A 563-nucleotide genomic window follows, 5' to 3' on the forward strand; every position below is an offset into this window, starting at 1 on the left:
CTATCTCTGATACTTATATGATTTCTCTACTAAAACCGCTTCTCGATGAAGGTTTTGGTAATGCGGATTCTGATTTTCTACGTACACTTCCTTTAATTATATTTGTCATGATGTTCATTCGTGGCACGAGTGGTTTTGTCTCCACGTATTGTTTGAGTTGGGTCTCTGGCAATGTGGTGATGCTAGTACGACGCATGGTGTTTAATCACTTTATGCACATGCCTGTATCGTACTTTGACAAAGAAAAAACGGGTAACTTGCTTTCTCGAATCACTTACGATTCAGAGCAAGTCTCTGCGGCGACGAGCCAAGCGTTAGTGAGCATCGTACGTGAAGGCGCAAGCATTATTGGTTTGCTTGTTCTGATGTTTTACAACAGCTGGCAGTTGTCATTAGTGCTGTTTGCTGTAGCGCCTGTGGTTGCTTGGGGTATTGGTGTCGTTTCTAAGCGATTCAGAAAAATCTCTAAGAACATGCAAACGATGATGGGTAATGTGACCGCATCGGCTGAGCAAATGTTAAAAGGGCACAAAGTCGTATTGAGCTACGGTGGTCAAGACATT

The 563-nt window shown here is 43.0% G+C and carries 1 protein-coding gene; it reads left to right on the forward strand.

The genetic code is table 11. The features are described 5' to 3' along the window. The coding region (locus R7Z47_RS26195) for an ABC transporter transmembrane domain-containing protein (protein WP_318130944.1) at positions 1-563 on the forward strand (563 nt) is incomplete at both ends.

The sequence above is a fragment of the Vibrio sp. 1641 genome, assembly GCF_033339995.1.
In the GTDB taxonomy this organism is placed as follows: Bacteria; Pseudomonadota; Gammaproteobacteria; order Enterobacterales; family Vibrionaceae; genus Vibrio; species Vibrio alginolyticus.